12 protein-coding genes and 1 pseudogene are annotated in these 15,589 nt (G+C 69.9%); 8 read left to right on the top strand and 5 right to left on the bottom strand.

The features are described 5' to 3' along the window. The first annotated feature begins 22 nt into the window (after positions 1-22). Positions 23-505, top strand: coding sequence for an Lrp/AsnC family transcriptional regulator (locus Vau01_RS39990; RefSeq protein ID WP_204004881.1), 483 nt, complete (start codon positions 23-25; stop codon positions 503-505). On the opposite strand, the gene Vau01_RS39985 is transcribed toward Vau01_RS39990, so the two are convergent. Together Vau01_RS39985 and Vau01_RS39980 are read right to left on the bottom strand one after the other, a co-directional pair. Further along, positions 438-965, bottom strand: a complete 528-nt coding sequence (locus Vau01_RS39985) for a GNAT family N-acetyltransferase (RefSeq protein ID WP_204004878.1) — start codon at positions 963-965, stop codon at positions 438-440. The genes Vau01_RS39990 and Vau01_RS39985 overlap by 68 nt on opposite strands. After that, positions 965-1,336: an acyl-CoA thioesterase gene (locus Vau01_RS39980; protein ID WP_204004875.1), complete on the bottom strand. Its 372-nt coding sequence runs from the start codon at positions 1,334-1,336 to the stop codon at positions 965-967. Before Vau01_RS39980 ends, Vau01_RS39985 begins: the two co-directional genes overlap by 1 nt. A 64-nt stretch (positions 1,337-1,400) precedes the next feature. Here Vau01_RS39980 and sthA point away from each other — a divergent pair, with 64 nt between their 5' ends. Beyond that, the gene (sthA, locus tag Vau01_RS39975; protein WP_204004872.1) at positions 1,401-2,804 is read left to right on the top strand and encodes a Si-specific NAD(P)(+) transhydrogenase; all 1,404 of its coding nucleotides are present in this window, start codon (positions 1,401-1,403) and stop codon (positions 2,802-2,804) included. On the opposite strand, the gene Vau01_RS39970 is transcribed toward sthA, so the two are convergent. Together Vau01_RS39970 and Vau01_RS39965 are read right to left on the bottom strand one after the other, a co-directional pair. Further along, complete coding sequence (locus tag Vau01_RS39970) at positions 2,716-4,500, bottom strand: glycosyltransferase 87 family protein (RefSeq protein WP_204004869.1); 1,785 nt, start codon at positions 4,498-4,500, stop codon at positions 2,716-2,718. The genes sthA and Vau01_RS39970 overlap by 89 nt on opposite strands. Before the next feature lie 50 nt (positions 4,501-4,550). Continuing rightward, a complete protein-coding gene (locus Vau01_RS39965) occupies positions 4,551-5,126 on the bottom strand; it encodes a nucleotidyltransferase family protein (protein WP_204004866.1) in 576 nt (191 codons plus the stop codon). Between the two features lie 136 nt (positions 5,127-5,262). On the opposite strand from Vau01_RS39965, the gene Vau01_RS39960 reads away from it, so the two are divergent. From Vau01_RS39960 to Vau01_RS39940, 5 genes and pseudogenes are all read left to right on the top strand, one after another. After that, complete coding sequence (locus Vau01_RS39960; RefSeq protein ID WP_204004863.1) at positions 5,263-6,234, top strand: MurR/RpiR family transcriptional regulator; 972 nt, start codon at positions 5,263-5,265, stop codon at positions 6,232-6,234. A gap of 80 nt (positions 6,235-6,314) precedes the next feature. After that, the gene (gene ngcE / locus Vau01_RS39955) at positions 6,315-7,748 is read left to right on the top strand and encodes an N-acetylglucosamine/diacetylchitobiose ABC transporter substrate-binding protein (RefSeq protein ID WP_204004860.1); all 1,434 of its coding nucleotides are present in this window, start codon (positions 6,315-6,317) and stop codon (positions 7,746-7,748) included. A gap of 15 nt (positions 7,749-7,763) precedes the next feature. Continuing rightward, positions 7,764-8,675 carry a carbohydrate ABC transporter permease gene (locus tag Vau01_RS39950; protein WP_204004857.1) on the top strand — a complete coding sequence of 304 codons (912 nt, stop codon included), beginning with the start codon at positions 7,764-7,766 and terminating at the stop codon, positions 8,673-8,675. Positions 8,676-8,689: 14 nt separating this feature from the next. After that, positions 8,690-9,634, top strand: coding sequence for a carbohydrate ABC transporter permease (locus tag Vau01_RS39945; RefSeq protein WP_204005064.1), 945 nt, complete (start codon positions 8,690-8,692; stop codon positions 9,632-9,634). Between the two features lie 49 nt (positions 9,635-9,683). After that, positions 9,684-12,092, top strand: a pseudogene (locus Vau01_RS39940) (Tex family protein); the annotation flags it as partial. 1,454 nt (positions 12,093-13,546) lie between these two features. Here the strand turns inward: Vau01_RS39940 and Vau01_RS39935 are convergent. After that, positions 13,547-13,726 (bottom strand): hypothetical protein, encoded by a 180-nt coding sequence (locus Vau01_RS39935; protein WP_204004854.1) that lies wholly within the window; start codon positions 13,724-13,726, stop codon positions 13,547-13,549. 177 nt (positions 13,727-13,903) lie between these two features. Here Vau01_RS39935 and Vau01_RS39930 point away from each other — a divergent pair, with 177 nt between their 5' ends. After that, positions 13,904-15,538: a glycosyl hydrolase family 18 protein gene (locus tag Vau01_RS39930; protein WP_204004851.1), complete on the top strand. Its 1,635-nt coding sequence runs from the start codon at positions 13,904-13,906 to the stop codon at positions 15,536-15,538. The last annotated feature ends 51 nt before the right edge of the window (positions 15,539-15,589 follow it).

Genomic DNA, 15,589 nt, shown 5'->3' with positions numbered 1-15,589 from the left:
CGAAGGCACAGCGGGGAATTCGATGACCACTTCACCGGCCAGATTCCGGTCTGACCTTCTCGACGACACGAACCGCCGGATCCTCGCCCTGCTCGCCGCCGATCCGCGGCTGCCGGTGACGGCGCTGGCCCGTCGGGTCGGTATGTCGGCTCCGGCGGTCCGCGACCGGCTGACCCGGCTGGAGGAGGCCGGCGTGATCCGTGGCTACCGGCTCGACATCGACCCGGCGGCGCTGGGCCTGCCGGTCGCCGCGTGGGTGCGGGTGCGCCCGGGTCCGGGGCAGCTGGGCCGGGTGGCCGAACTGGCCGCGGCGCGGCCGGAGGTGAGCGAGTGCCATCGCATCTCGGGGGAGGACTGCTTCCTTCTGAAGGTGCACGTGGCCGAGATCGCGGCGCTGGAAGGCGTCCTCGATGAATTTCTCCGGTTCGGGCAGACGGTCAGTTCGTTCGTGGTGTCGACGCCGGTTCCCCCGCGGCCGGTCCTTCCTCCCCTTCCAGGGGCATGACCAGTTCGATCTCGTCGCGGAGCGGGATGCCGTGGAAGCCGGTCGGCGGGATCCGCGGTTTCAGGGTGCGCCGCGACTCGTCGACCGCGCCCGGCCGCAGCGCCGACAGGCGGAAGCCGCGCCGCTGGTAGAACCGCAGGCCCTCGACGTTGTCGTTGGTGGTGAGCACCCACAGCGTGCGGCAGCCCGCGCGGGCGGCGATGCCGCGGACGGCGTCGACCAGCGCGGTGCCGGCACCGGCCCACTGAACGGCCGCGTGCAGCGTGAGGACCTCGCACTCGGTGCCCACGACGTCGTACGTGAGCACCCCGGCGATGCCGCCGTCGGCCGCGTAGGTCACGACCGCGGGGCGGGCGGTGGCGTCGACCAGTTCGCCGCGCCGGGCCACCACGTCGGCGCCGTGCCCGGCGAGGAACGCGCGAACGTCGGCGTCGCCGGGCGGAACCTCGCGTGTCTGCATCAGCCCAGTCTGGCCCGAACCTCGTCCGGGACGGGAGTGGGCGCGTGGGTCCCGGGGGTCACGCTGATCGCCGTGAGCACGGCGGTGAAGATGCTCCGGCCCGTCACCTCGCCACGCACGGTGATGTCGAACGACGTGCGGCCCCAGCGGGTGACCGCCGCGGTGAGGTCGATCAGGTCGCCGCGCCGCGCCGGCGCGTCCCATTCGATCAGCACTTTCTTCACCATGTAGTCGAACGGGGCCGCTTCGAGCGCCGCCTCCAGCCACTGCTCGATGACGTCGTCGACGTACACCAGATAGTTGGCGTTGAACACCACGCCCTGGATGTCGCACTCGCCGTACCGCACCCTGATCTGCTGCCGGTACTCCATCACGTTGACCTTAGGACACCGGAACGGTGGCGCGGTGTGGCCGAAGCCTGCGACGCTGTTGAGCGTGTATGACTTCGACATCCTCGTGATCGGTTCCGGACCGAGCGGGCAGAAGGCGGCCATCGCCGCGACCAAGCTCGGCCGCCGGGTCGGTGTGGTCGACCGGCGCGCCATGATCGGCGGCGTGTGCATCAACACCGGCACCATCCCGTCGAAGACGCTGCGCGAGGCGGTGCTCTACCTCTCCGGTCTCAGCCAGCGCGACATGTACGGCCAGAGTTACCGCCTCAAGGACGACGTCACGATGGACGACCTGTCGTCGCGGACCCAGCACGTCATCAGCCGGCAGATCGACGTCATCCGTAGCCAGCTCGCCCGCAACCGGGTCACCGTGATCAACGGCACCGCCCGGTTCACCGATCCGCACGCGGTGACCGTCGACGACGGCACCCACCACGAGGCCAAGTACACCGCGGAAAAAATCATTATCGCGGCCGGTACCCGGCCGGCCCGGCCCGACAGCGTCGCGTTCGACGACAGGAACGTCATCGACTCCGACGGCGTGCTCAACCTGGAGCGGATCCCGCGGTCGATGGTCGTGGTGGGCGCCGGGGTCATCGGCATCGAGTACGCGTCGATGTTCGCCGCGCTCGGCACCAAGGTCACCGTGGTCGAGCGGCGCACCCGCATGCTGGAGTTCGTCGACCTGGAGATCATCGAGGCGCTCAAGTACCACCTGCGCGACCTGAGCGTCACGTTCCGGTTCGGCGAGGAGGTGGCCACCGTCGAGCAGCACCAGGGCGGCGCGATCGCCACGCTGGTCAGCGGCAAGCGGATCGCCGCCGACACGGTCATGTACTCGGCCGGGCGGCAGGGTGTCGCGTCGGAGCTGAACCTCGACGCGGCCGGTCTCGCCGGCGACAACCGCGGCCGGATCAAGGTCGACGAGCACTACCGCACCGACGTGCCGCACATCTACGCGGTCGGCGACGTGATCGGCTTCCCGGCGCTCGCCTCGACGTCGATGGAGCAGGGCCGGATGGCCGCCTACCACGCGTGCGACGAGCCCGTGCACGCGCTGATGGAACTGCAGCCGATCGGGATCTACACGATTCCGGAGATCAGCTTCGTCGGTAAGACCGAAGACGAGCTGACCGAGCAGCAGGTGCCGTTCGAGGTGGGCATCTCGCGGTACCGCGAGCTGGCCCGCGGCCAGATCACCGGTGACGCACACGGCATGCTGAAGCTCCTCGTCGCGCCGGGCGACCGCAGCCTGCTGGGCGTGCACGTGTTCGGTACCGGCGCCACCGAGCTCGTCCACATCGGGCAGGCGGTGATGGGCTGCGGCGGCAGCGTCGACTACCTCGTCGACGCGGTGTTCAACTATCCGACGCTGGCCGAGTCGTACAAGGTCGCGGCTCTGGACGCGGTGAACAAGATGCGTCATATCGACCGTCTGCACGGGTGAGGTAGGGCAGCAGGAACACCGCCGCCACGGCGGTGAGCCCCTGGACGTTCGTGAGCAGTCCCCAGCCCAGGCCGTGTCCGAGGCTGGGGAAGCTCACCACGAGCACCGCGAACCACGCGGCGACCAGCTTCCACCGGTGCGCGGCGGCGAGCGCCGAGATCGGCAGCACCAGCCACACGAGGTGGTGCACCCACGAGATCGGCGAGACGGCCACCGACAGCGCGGCGAGCACGCCAACGGCCGCCAGCCGGTTGCCGGCCCGCTCGCACCGCCACGCCTGGTACGTGCCGACCGCCACCAGGAGGACCGCCAGCACCAGCCACGCCGTCTCGGCGGTGTGCGGATCCAACGCCCGCAGCAGCATGCCGCGCACCGACTGGTTGCCGGGAATGTCGTTGGCGCCGAACCGGGTGGTGTCGCGCGACGCCCGGAACATGTAGTCGCCCGCGCTCGGCCACAGCAGCACGAGCCCGAGCACGGTGGACCCCACGACCCAGGCGAGCGTGCCGCCGAGCCGCTTCCCCTTGCGGCTGACGAACAGCCACGGCAGGTACACCGCCGGCGTCAGCTTGACGGCGATCGCGAGGCCGAGTCCCCAGCCCTTGAAACCCTTGCGCTGCACCAGGTCGAGCGCGACCAGCAGCACCAGGAACACGCCGACCTGGCCGAACCGCAGGTGACTGCGCACCGGTGAGGTCAGCAGGATCGCGGTGACCGTCAACGGCATGCCGATGCGGTCGACCACGGGACGCAGGGCGACCGGTGCCAGCGCGACGACGGCGGCCAGCGTGGCGAGCGTCCAGAGTGCCTGGGCGAGCCCCAACGGCATGCGCGACAACGGTTCCATCACGAGCGCCGCGAACGGCGGGTACGTGAACGGCATGTCGAACACGGTGCGGAAGTCGTACAGGTTCATGCCGTTGCCGGCCTCGGCGCCCGCGCCGTGGTACACCAGGAAATCCTTGAGCCGCTGATCGGGCGGCGACGCGAGCAGCAGCCCGATCGGCAGCGCCGCCGCGGCGGCCGGGATCGTCCACGCCCACGGCGACGCCTTGAGCCAGGCCGGCATGCGCCAGGTCGGCGCCGGCAGCCGGTCCACAGAGGACAGTGCGGCCAGCGCGGTGGCGAGCAGCACCGAACCGGCGATCAGGCCGGCCACCGCGTCGGAGAGCCAGTGCATGCCGAGGTACACGCGGGTTCCCGCGACCACCGCTCCCACGGCCAGCGCGGTCGCCCAGATCACGCCCGGTTTCGGTGACCGAGACAGCAGGCGGTACCCCTGCCGCACCACGAGACCCCAGCCGAGCACGGCCGCGGCCGACCGCCCGGACGAGAACGTGACCTCGAGGATGTACTCCGGCCCGGGGCGGCGCAGCGTGGCGAACAGCACCAGTTCCAGCACCTGCCCGGCGGCGAGCGCCAGCACGGGCAGGATCTCGCGCGCTGACCGGCGGACCGCCGTCACCACGCAGAGCACCAGGAGCACCGGGTACAACACCGGCCCCGCGCCGAGCTGGGTGAGCGCGAGGGCCACCCGCACGCCGTCGCCGCGGTCCTGCGCCGCGACCAGATCGCGCACCGCGATGTCGGCGTCGAGCGGGGCGCCGTTGCGCGCCGCGACGACCGCCGTCAGCCCGGCGGCCCAGGCGATGGCCAACCCGACGGCGGCGGGACGCAACAGCTGTGATCTGGACACGTTCGCGAGGGTAACCGGGCCGCGCACCTCGCGGCTGTCCACCGGATCGCTTACGTGGCAGGGGAATCGACGTCGGTTCCGTCGGAAATCCGGTCGCAGGGTACGCGGATCACCGTGTCCGGATTGTTGCGGAGGTAGGCGCGGGCGCCGGTGTCGCCGGTGGCGAGCTCGACGACGCCGGGCCAGTGGTCGCGGCCGAGGAGCACCGGGTGGCCGTCCTCGTCCCGGTACGTGGCGAGGGCCAGCGCGCCGGGCGCGGTGTGCGTGGCGACGGTGCGCACCGCGTCCGCTGTGATGCCCGGCGTATCGACGAGCATGACCACGGCGGCGGCCGCGGCGGTCGGGCCGAGCGCGGCGAGCCCGGCGCGCAGCGACGAACCCATGCCGTCGGCCCAGCCGGTGTTCTCCACGATGATCGCGCCGCCGAGGTCGGCCTTCGCGCGGACCTCGGCCGCCGCGGCTCCGATCACGACGACGAGCGGAGCGCACCCGCCGTCGCGCAGCGTGCCGAGCGCGCGGTTGATCCACAACTCGCCACCGTCGCTGACCAGGGCTTTCGGCATTCCGTAGCGGGTGCCGCCGCCCGCGGCGAGCAGCAGTCCGGCCGGCTGCCTACGTCCCTGCATGCCCCTTAGTAGACCCCCTCGCGGCGGCCCCGACGGTAACGGTTGTGAAAACTTCGCCCGGGTTCTTGACACGAGAGGGCTCTCAGTAAGAAATTTTACCAACACACCGAAATGAACGCAGCGTGAAGAGGGGCCAATGATCGAGCCAGAGGCAGACCAGGTCACCACCGCCGGAACGGCAGTGGTCGACGGGTCGACCGCTGACGGCTCCTTCGGGGCCAGGGACAGCGTGCTGGCCCGGGTCCGGTCGAAATTACCGGAGTTCACGGGTGCGCTGCAGCGGGTCGCGGAAAACATTCTCAGCGACCCCGCCGGAGCCGCCCGCGCGACGATCGTGGAGCTCGCCGAGCGCAGCGGCACCTCGCCGGCCACGATCACCCGGTTCTGCCGGGCGATGGACTTCGAGGGCTACGCCGACCTGCGGCTCGGCATCGCGGCCGAGACCGGGCGGATGACCCGCCGGGCCGGCTGGACCGTCGACATCGGCCGGGAGATCCAGCCGACCGACCCGCTCTCGCGGGTGCTCGGCCAGATCATGGCCGCCGATACGCAGGCCATGAACGACACCGCCGCACTGCTCGACCTCGCCGAGGTCGAGAAGGCGGCCGCCGCGATCGCCAGGGCGTCCCGGGTGGACATCTACGGCGCGAGCGGCAGCGCGCTCGTCGGTGGCGAGATGCAGTTCTCGCTGCACCGCATCGGCGTCGCGGCGTGGGCGTGGACCGACGTCCACAACGGCCTCGCCAGCGCCGCGCTGCTGAAGGCCGGCGACGTGGCCCTCGGCGTCTCGCACAGCGGCCAGACCCGGGAGACCATCGAGATGCTCGCCGAGGCCGGTAGCCACGGCGCCACCACCATCGCCCTCACCAGCTTCCCCCGCGCGCCGCTGGCGGAGGTCGCCGACATCATCCTGCTCACCGCGTCGCAGGCCACCACCTTCCGCCCGGACGCGCTTTCGGCCAGGCACCCGCAACTCGTGGTGCTGGATCTGCTGTACATCGCGGTCGCACAACGGACGCACGACCGCGCACACGCCGCCTTCCAGCGCACCGCACAGGCGGTCGCCGGGCACAAGACGGCTCGAGAGTCGCGGGATTCCCGTCTCTGACTCTCTTTTGGAACCCACCTTTCGAATATCCCTACCCAGTCCCGATCGGTGCGAGCATCACGAATCGAGGAGAACCCACCATGTCCGAAATCCCCGAAACCGGCACCAGTCTCGACCGGCGGAGGTTGCTTGGCCGGACCGCGGCCGCCGGCCTGCTCGCCGTTCCCGGCGTCAGCCTGCTGAGCGGCTGCCTCGGCAGCGGTGACGACGACAAGCCCGATCAGGCCGAGGGCTCGAAGAGCGACACGAACCCGTTGGGCGTCAAGGAGGACGCCGAGCTGGAGGTCGTCATCTTCAACGGTGGCCTGGGCACCAAGTACGCCACCGACGTGCACATCCCGTCGTACAAGAAGTCCTTCCCCAAGGCGAACGTGAAGTTCTCGCAGGCGGAGGAGATCTCCACCGTCGTGCAGCCGCGGTTCGCCGGTGGCAACCCGCCGGACGTGGTCAACAACGCCGGCTCCAAGCTGATGGACATGGGCGCGCTGGTGGCCGAGGGCCAGGCCGCCGACCTGACCGACCTGTTCGACGCGCCGTCGCTCGACGTCTCCGGCCAGAAGGTCAAGGACACCCTGCTGCCCGGGACGATCGAGCAGGGCACGTTCAACGGCAAGCCGTACGTGGTGCAGTACGCCTACACCACGTTCGGCCTCTGGTACGACAGCGAGCTGTTCAAGAAGAACAGCTGGACCCCGCCGAAGACGTGGGCCGACTTCACCGCGCTGCTCGACAAGATCAAGGGCGCGGGTATGACCCCGTACGCGTACGCCGGTGCCAACGCCGCGTACTACCAGTACCTGGTGATCCTCACCAGCGCCGCCAAGATCGGCGGGGCCGACGTCCTGAAGAACATCGACAACCTCGAGCCCAACGCGTGGAAGAACGACGCGGTGAAGAAGGCCGCGGAGGCGTGGGCCGCCATCGGCGCCAAGTACATGAACAAGGCCAACCTCGGCCAGCGCCACACCGAGGTCCAGCTGCAGCAGAACCAGAGCCAGATCGCGTTCTACCCGAGCGGGTCGTGGCTGGAGAACGAGCAGGCCAAGAACACTCCGCCGACGTTCAAGTACGCGGTCACGCCGCTGCCGAGCGTCACCACCTCGGACAAGCTGCCGAGCACCGCGATCTACGCCGCGGCCGGCGAGATGTACTTCGCCTCGGCCAAGGGCAAGAACGTCAACGGTGGCAAGGAGTACCTGCGGCACATGCTCTCGAAGGCGGGCGCGCGCGGCTTCACCGAGCTGACCAAGGTGGCCACCGTGGTCAAGGGCGCGGCCGACGGCCTGAACATCTCGCCCGGCTTCGCCAGCGCCGACGAGATGACGAAGGCGGCCGGCGAGAACGTCTTCTCGTTCCGCTGGGACTCGTGGTACAAGAAGCTCGACGACGAGTGCCGCGCGGCCACCAACGAACTGATGTTCAACGGTGGCACCGCTGACAAGTTCTGTGACCGGATGCAGAAGGTCGCCGACGAGGTCAAGAACGACTCATCCATCCAGAAGTTCAAGCGCTGAATCTGGAGTGACCTTATGCGGCGCGGCAAGTACCCATTCATCATCGGGTTCCTGATCGTCCCGGTAACCCTCTACGTCACCTACGTCGTCGCCCCGTACATCCAGGCGTTCCAACTGGCGATGACGAACTGGCGTGGAGTGAGTGCCAACGCGAAGTTCGTCGGATTGGAGAACTTCGAACGACTGCTCAAGGACGACACGTTCTGGGCCGCCGTGCGGCACCACGGGATCATCCTGCTTGTCATGCCGCTGGTCACGATCATCATCGCGCTGTTCTTCGCGTTCATGTTGAACGTGGGGGGCGGTAGCCGAGGTGGCGAGCTGCGGGGGATCTGGGGGTCGAAGTTCTACCGGCTGGTGTTCTTCTTCCCCCAGCTCCTCGCGGTCGTCATCGTCGGCGTCATCTTCAACCGGGTCTACGCGCCCGACGACAGCGGCCTGCTCAACGGGATGCTCGGCTCGGTCGGCATCGACCCCGTGCTGTTCATGGCCGACAAGAACATCGCGCTGTGGGCGATGATCGCGGTGCTCGTGTGGCAGGCGATCGGGTTCTACGTGGTGCTGTTCTCCGCCGGCATGGCGTCGGTGCCCCGCGAGATCGTCGAGGCCGCGATGATCGACGGCGCCAGCCGGTTCAGCCTCTTCTTCCGGGTGACGCTGCCCCTGCTCTGGGACACCCTCCAGGTGGCCTGGGTCTACCTCGGCATCGCGGCGTTCGACGCGTTCGCGATCGTGCAGGTGCTCTCGGTCGACGAGGGCGGGCCGGACAACGCCACCACGGTGCTCGGCATGGAGATCTACAAGAGTGCGTTCCGGGAGTACCAGATGGGCTACGCCTCCGCGATGGGTGTGGCGCTGTTCTTCCTGACGTTGACGTTCGCGGCGCTCACCCTGCGGGTGACCCGCCGCGAAACGATCGAGATGTGACGGGACGGATCGAGATGTCGACAGGGCTGGAAAAGCGACCCGCCGGCACCCCCGTGCCGCACCACACCCGGCGCGCCGGGAAGAAGCCGAAGACCGTCCGGGAAGAGGTCGGGTTCTTCTCGACGCTCGCGCACATCTCGTTGGCGGTGTGGGCGCTCGTGGTGATCGCCCCGCTGCTGTGGACGGTGCTCGCGGCGTTCAAGTCGAACACCGAGATCTTCATCGGCAGCCCGTTCGCGCTGCCCGAGTCGTTCGGCTTCGACGCGTTCAGGCGCGCCTGGACCGACGCGAACATCGGGCGGTACTTCCTCAACAGCGTGCTCGTGGTGTCGCTGAGCACCGCCGGCACGATGCTGTTCGGCTCGATGGCCGCCTACGTGCTGGCCCGCTACCGGTTCTTCGGCAACCGGTTCATCTACTACATGTTCGTGTCCGGCCTCGCGTTCCCGGTGTTCCTCGCGCTCGTGCCGCTGTTCCTCATCGTGCGCAACATCGGCCAGTCGATCCCGTTCCTGGGGCTGAACACGTACGGCGGCCTGATCATGGTCTACATCGCGTACTCGCTGCCGTTCACCGTGTTCTTCCTGACGGCGTTCTTCAAGACGCTGCCGACGTCGGTGGCCGAGGCGGCGATGATCGACGGCGCCTCGCACACCCGCACGTTCTTCAGCGTGATGCTGCCGATGGCCAAGCCCGGCCTGGTCAGCATCACGATCTTCAACATCATCGGGCAGTGGAACCAGTACATCCTCCCGGTGACGCTGATGCAGGGCGACGGCGGCGACAGCAAGTACCTGCTGACCCAGGGCATCGCCCGCATCTCGGTGGCCGCCGGCTACGAGGCCGACTGGGCCGCCCTGTTCGCGGCGCTCACCCTGTCGATCCTGCCGATGATCATCGTGTACGCGTTCTTCCAGCGTCAGATCCAGGCAGGTCTCACCGCCGGTGCGGTGAAGTAGCGGGGACTGCGTTTCGGTCGGCCACCTTCACCGGGCAGAATGTCTCATCGTGACAGGCGTGCTTTCGATCGAGCAACGGATCGCTGAGGAAATCGGTGTCCGCGAGAACCAGGTGCGGGCGGCGGTCGGTCTCCTCGACGAGGGGTCCACGGTCCCGTTCATCGCGCGGTACCGCAAGGAGGTGACCGGGAGCCTCGACGACGCGCAGCTGCGCACGCTCGAGGAGCGGTTGCGGTACCTGCGCGAGCTCGACGAGCGGCGGGCGGCGATCCTGGAGTCCATCCGGAGCCAGGGCAAGCTCGACGAGGCGCTGGCGGCGCAGATCCTCGCGGCCGACTCGAAGGCCCGGCTGGAGGACATCTACCTGCCGTACAAGCCGAAGCGTCGCACCCGGGCGATGATCGCCCGCGAGGCCGGGCTGGAGCCGCTGGCCGACGCGCTGCTCGCGGACCCGTCGCTGGACCCGCCCGTGGCCGCGGCCGAGTACGTCTCGAAGGAGAAGGGCGTCGCCGACCCGGCCGCCGCGCTGGAGGGTGCCCGGTTCATCCTCGTCGAGCGGTTCGCCGAGGAGGCCGACCTCATCGGCGAGCTGCGCGAGCAGATGTGGGAGCGCGGCCGGCTCACCTCCCGCGTCCGCGACGGCAAGGAGGAGGCGGGCGCGAAGTTCTCCGACTACTTCGACTACGCCGAGCCGTTCACCCGGTTGCCCTCGCACCGGATCCTCGCCGCGTTCCGGGGTGAGAAGGAGGAGATCCTCGACCTCATCATGGAGCCGGAGATCGTCGACGACCCGGTGGCGGCGATGGCGGCCGGGCCGAACTGGTTCGAGCGGCGCATCGCGCACTACTTCGGCGTCTCCGAGCAGGGTCGGCCCGGCGACAAGTGGCTGCTCGACACGGTCCGCTGGGCGTGGCGGACGCGGATCCTGGTGCACCTGGGCATCGACCTGCGGTCGCGGCTGTTCCAGCAGGCCGAGGACGAGGCGGTGCGCGTCTTCGCCACCAACCTCCGTGACCTGCTGCTGGCGGCGCCGGCCGGCACGCGTCCCACGATGGGCCTCGACCCGGGGCTGCGCACCGGCGTGAAGGTCGCCGTGGTCGACGGCACCGGCAAGGTGGTGGCCACCGACACGATCTACCCGCACCCGCCGGCCCGCCGGTGGGACGAATCGCTGGAGAAGCTGGCGCGGTTGGCGGTCGCGTTCAACGTCGACCTGATCGCGATCGGCAACGGCACGGCGTCCCGGGAGACCGACAAGCTCGCCGGCGAGCTGGTGAAGCTGCTGCCCGACCAGAACATGACCAAGGTCGTCGTGTCCGAGGCCGGCGCGTCGGTGTACTCGGCGTCGGCGTACGCGTCGCAGGAACTGCCGGGGATGGACGTGTCGCTGCGCGGTGCCGTGTCGATCGCCCGCCGGTTGCAGGACCCGCTGGCCGAGCTGGTGAAGATCGATCCGAAGTCGATCGGCGTCGGCCAGTACCAGCACGACCTCGCCGAGGCGAAGCTGTCGCGCTCGCTCGACGCGGTGGTCGAAGACTGCGTGAACGGCGTCGGCGTGGACGTGAACACCGCCTCGGCGCCGCTGCTCACGCGGGTGTCGGGCATCGGCGGCACGCTGGCGCAGAGCATCGTGGCGCACCGCGACCAGAACGGCCCGTTCCGGTCCCGGTCGGCGCTGAAGGAGGTGGCGCGGCTGGGTCCGAAGGCGTTCGAGCAGTGCGCCGGCTTCCTCCGCATCGCCGACGCCGAGGACCCGCTCGACGCGTCGGCCGTCCACCCCGAGTCGTACCCAGTAGTGCGCCGCATCCTGTCCGCGACCTCGACCGACCTGCGCGGGTTGATCGGCAACACCACGGTGCTGCGCGCCATCGCGCCCACGGACTTCGTCGACGACTCCTTCGGCCTGCCGACGGTCACCGATATTTTGAAAGAGCTGGAGAAGCCCGGCCGCGACCCCCGGCCCGCGTTCAAGACCGCGGTGTTCGCCGAGGGCGTCGAGAAATTGGACGACCTGACGCCCGGCATGCTGCTCGAAGGCGTCGTCACGAACGTGGCGGCGTTCGGCGCCTTCGTCGACGTCGGCGTCCACCAGGACGGCCTGGTGCACGTGTCGGCGATGTCCCGCACGTTCGTCCGCGACCCCCGCGACGTGGTGAAGCCCGGCGACATCGTGCGCGTGAAGGTGCTCGAGGTCGACGCGGCCCGCAAGCGCATCTCCCTGACCCTGCGCGTCGAGGACGAGGCCGAGACGGCCGCCGCCGGCGCTCCGGGCCAGCGCGCCCGCGGCCAACGCGGACCGGGCGGCGCTCGTGACGGTGGACCGGGCGCGCCCCGGGGGCGGGGACCGGGCGGTCGCGGCCCGGGCGGCCCTGGTAGCGGTGGCCCTGGTGGTGGCCCCGGCGCGGGTGGCCCTGGCGGCGGTGGCCCTGGCGGCGGGCGTGCCGGTGGCCCTGGCGGCCGTGCCGGCGGTGCGGGTGCCGGCGGCCCGGGTGGCGGTGCAGGTGGGCGTGCCGGCGGTGCGGGTGCCGGTGGCCCCGGCGGTGCGGGCGGGCGTGCCGGTGGCGCGGGTGCCGGTGGAGCCGGTCGCCGCGGCGCCGGAACGGGTGATGCTGCGGCTGGCGGTGCTGCGGCTGGTGGTGTCGGTTCGGGCGCCAGCGGTGCCGATGGTGCCGGTTCGGGCGCTGGCGGTGCGGGTGGTGCTGCTGGTGGTGCCGGTTCCGGTGCTGCCGTGGGTGGTGCCGGTGGCTCGAGCAGCGCCGGTGGCGCGGGCGGCGCCGGTGCGGACGGCTCGGGCGGCGGGCGGCGCGAGGGCGCCGGCGCGGGTGCCCGGGGTGATGCCGGCGCACGCGAGCGCGGCCCGGGTGGCCCCCGTCCCCGGGACGGCCAGGCCGGCCGTGGCGGGCGCGACGGTGCTCGCGCCGGCTCCGGTCGCGACGGCGCCGGCGGTGCCGGACGTGACGGAGCCCGGGGCGGATCCGGTCGCGACGCCGCCCGGGGCGGACCCGGTGGCCGTGACGGTGCCCGGGGCGGTGCCGGCCGCGACGGTGCGGGCCGTGACAGCGCCGGCCGTGACGGGGGCCGAGGTCGCGACTCCCGCGGCCGCGACGGTGGCCGGGACAACCGGGGCAGCCGCCCGGGCACCATCGCCAACGACGCGATGGCCGACGCCCTGCGGCGCGCCGGCCTCCTCGACGGCGACGGCGGCGGCCAGCGATAGCCTTCGGTGTTGCCGCGGTCACCGGGTCATCGGGTGTTGATCTTCTGACCGGGCGCTGAGGCACCTGAGCAACGCGGGGAAACGTGCCTGAGTGCCCAGTCCAGAGATCAACTGAGCCGGCGTCGGCCCGGTTTGCGGATCTTGGACTCCGGTGGGGGTCATGGCACCTCGTGCAGTCCAAGATCCGGTCGATGAGTCGCCTGGCGGCAGAACTTCGGGGCGCGTGATCATGGGACGTCGCAACGCACCCATTCAGGTGGTAGGTCCACAGGGGACCCAACGTTGTTGATCTTGCAGTTGTGTTCGGTTCAGAGTGGGGCAAATCTTCCCGAATGGGCGAGCACAACTGCAAGATCGAGAACCGAGAGCTGTCCTCCGGTGTCGATCTTGCAGTTGTGGTGCCTTGTTCGCCCGTATTTGCCACTGTTTGCGGCCCACCACAACTGCAAGATCGACTCGTTGGGACGTCACAACGTGACATGATCTTGAAGGCTTTGCCCGATTGCCGGAGCCGCCGCTGAGGAGGGGTCAGCGGCGGCGGGTCCGGGATGGTGTGACGCGGGCGGTGGCCGCCTCGACGACCGCCCGCATCGCCGAGCCGCGGCCCCCCGTTCGCCGCCGTGGCACGTGATCACCGTACGTGTGGATCGCCCGGCGATCACTTAAATGCGGCTTAGGAAATCCTGAAGCGGCCGTCACGCGGCCGAGGACGAGGCGCTCGGCGCCCGTACCGGGGAGCAGCCGCACGGCGGGGTGTCGTCGTCGGCGAGGAGGGCGACCCCGACCAGGATCGCGAGCAGGCCGAGCAGTCCGAGCGCCACCACGAGAAGCCATCGCTTCGTGGATCGGCGTCGGGGTGCCACAGCTTCCGTCACGCATCCGAGTCTCGCAGAGCGGTGCCCGTCCCTGCGGCAAAGCGGGTCAAGGTAAAGCCTTCGCGAAGCCGTATAGTCCGGTCTAGACCAGGGCCATGCCGATCCATTAGCGTGGATCGTGTGTGCGGACCCGCCCGTCCGCACACACGCAGGATCCCCCGAGCCTTGAGGACCCCCATGAACAGACCCCGCTTCACAAGACCGGTCCGGCGCCTCCTCATCGGTGGCGCCGCGGTCGTCGCTCTCCTCGGTACGGCGCCGGCGATCAGCGCGCTCGGCGCCGGCAGTCTCACTGCCTCGTTCACCGCCGCCTCCGACTGGGGCAGCGGGCACGAGGGCAAGGTGACGGTCACCAACGGCACCGACGCCAGCGTGGCCACCTGGTCCATCGACTTCACCCTTCCCGCCGGCACCTCGATCTCCAGTTCGTGGGACGCCGACATCACGTCCCTCGGTGCCAACAGCTACCGGGCCACCAAGAAGAGCTGGGCCGGCGCCCTCGCACCCGGCTCGTCGGCGGTCTGGGGCTACATCGGCACCGGCGCGTTCAAGGCGCCGTCGGCCTGCACGATCAACGGCGGCGGGTGCAACGGCGGGCCGAGCCAGCCGCCCTCCAGCCCGCCGGGTACGTCGTCCTCGTCGCCGGGCAACCCGAGCCCGTCGCAGTCCACGTCGCAGCCGCCGGTCGACCCGGGCGCCAAGAAGGTCGTCGGCTACTTCGTCGAGTGGGGCGTCTACCAGCGCAACTACCACGTGAAGAACATCGCCACCAGCGGCTCGGCCGCGAAGATGACCCACATCCTGTACGCGTTCGGTAACCCGGCGAACGGGCGGTGCAGCGTCTACGACAGTTTCGCCGACTACGAGAAGTCGTACACGGCGGCCGACAGCGTCGACGGTGTGGCCGACACCTGGGACCAGCCGCTGCGCGGCAGCTTCAACCAGTTGCGCAAGCTGAAGAAGCTGTACCCGCACCTGAAGATCCTGTGGTCGTTCGGCGGCTGGACGCTGTCGAGCGGCTTCACCCAGGCCGCGCAGAACCCGCAGGCGTTCGCGGATTCCTGCTACAACCTGGTCGAAGACCCGCGGTGGGCCGACGTGTTCGACGGCATCGACATCGACTGGGAGTACCCGAACGCCTGTGGCCTCTCGTGCGACAGCAGCGGCCCGAACGCGTTCAAGAACGTGGTCGCGGCGCTGCGGGCCCGGTTCGGGCAGAACAACCTGGTGACGGCGGCCATCACGGCCGACGGCACGGCCGGTGGCAAGATCGACGCCACCGACTACGCGGGCGCCATGCCCAACCTGAACTGGATCATGCCGATGACGTACGACTACTTCGGGTCGTTCAACCCGCAGGGCCCCACCGCCCCGCACTCGCCGCTGTTCAACTACGCCGGCATCCCGACGCAGAACTTCAACGCCGACGCGGCGATCCAGAAGTTGAAGAGCAAGGGCGTGCCGGCCAACAAGATCCTGTTCGGCGTGGGCTTCTACGGCCGCGGCTGGACCGGGGTCACCCAGGCCGGCCCGGGTGGTTCGGCCACCGGTCCGGCGCCCGGCACCTACGAGGCGGGCAACGACGACTACAAGGTGTTGAAGGGTCGCTGTCCGTCCACGGGCACGATCGGCGGCACCGCGTACGCCAAGTGCGGCAACGAGTGGTGGGGGTACGACACCCCGGCCACGATCGGCGGCAAGATGACATACGCCAACCAGCAGGGTCTCGGCGGCGCCTTCTTCTGGGAGCTGTCGGGTGACACCACGAACGGCGAGTTGATCGGCGCCGTCAGGGGAGGTATCGGGAACTAGGCGGGCCTACCAGGATCCGTCAGGACTTGGGTTCCGGTGCCACCCGAACGG

Origin of the sequence: Virgisporangium aurantiacum (assembly GCF_016863635.1) — a bacterium.
Classification (GTDB): domain Bacteria; phylum Actinomycetota; class Actinomycetes; order Mycobacteriales; family Micromonosporaceae; genus Virgisporangium; species Virgisporangium aurantiacum.
This window is presented reverse-complemented; position numbering and strand designations above follow the sequence as displayed.

What these genes read in the sequence shown, in the direction of transcription:
- Vau01_RS39985 (WP_204004878.1), bottom strand. Translation starts at nt 965, where the DNA reads ATGCAGACACGCGAGGTTCCGCCCGGCGACGCCGACGTTCGCGCGTTC.
- Vau01_RS39960 (WP_204004863.1), top strand. Translation starts at nt 5,263, where the DNA reads ATGATCGAGCCAGAGGCAGACCAGGTCACCACCGCCGGAACGGCAGTG.
- Vau01_RS39980 (WP_204004875.1), bottom strand. Translation starts at nt 1,336, where the DNA reads ATGGAGTACCGGCAGCAGATCAGGGTGCGGTACGGCGAGTGCGACATC.
- Vau01_RS39990 (WP_204004881.1), top strand. Translation starts at nt 23, where the DNA reads ATGACCACTTCACCGGCCAGATTCCGGTCTGACCTTCTCGACGACACG.
- Vau01_RS39950 (WP_204004857.1), top strand. Translation starts at nt 7,764, where the DNA reads ATGCGGCGCGGCAAGTACCCATTCATCATCGGGTTCCTGATCGTCCCG.
- Vau01_RS39930 (WP_204004851.1), top strand. Translation starts at nt 13,904, where the DNA reads ATGAACAGACCCCGCTTCACAAGACCGGTCCGGCGCCTCCTCATCGGT.
- Vau01_RS39945 (WP_204005064.1), top strand. Translation starts at nt 8,690, where the DNA reads ATGTCGACAGGGCTGGAAAAGCGACCCGCCGGCACCCCCGTGCCGCAC.
- Vau01_RS39965 (WP_204004866.1), bottom strand. Translation starts at nt 5,126, where the DNA reads ATGCAGGGACGTAGGCAGCCGGCCGGACTGCTGCTCGCCGCGGGCGGC.
- ngcE (WP_204004860.1), top strand. Translation starts at nt 6,315, where the DNA reads ATGTCCGAAATCCCCGAAACCGGCACCAGTCTCGACCGGCGGAGGTTG.